The 233-nt window shown below is 54.1% G+C and carries 1 pseudogene; it reads left to right on the forward strand.

Features of this window, described 5'->3' with window-relative positions:
- A pseudogene (gcvT, locus tag Q1B46_RS22165) lies at positions 1-233 on the forward strand (glycine cleavage system aminomethyltransferase GcvT); the annotation flags it as partial.

A 233-nucleotide genomic window follows, 5' to 3' on the forward strand; every position in this document is an offset into this window, starting at 1 on the left:
GATTTGCATGTTGAGTTGGGTGGCAAGTTGGTTGATTTTGCGGGCTGGGAGATGCCTGTTCAGTATCCCTTGGGGATCATGGGCGAGCATAAGCAATGTCGTGAGAAGGCAGCGGTTTTTGATGTGTCTCATATGGGACAGGTTATTTTGCGGGGCGAGAATGTGGGCGAGAAGCTGGAAGCTTTGTGCCCGCAGGCCTATGCGACCTTGAAAGAGGGCAAGGCGCGGTACGG

It is taken from the genome of uncultured Ruegeria sp. (genome assembly GCF_947500045.1).
Classification (GTDB): domain Bacteria; phylum Pseudomonadota; class Alphaproteobacteria; order Rhodobacterales; family Rhodobacteraceae; genus Ruegeria.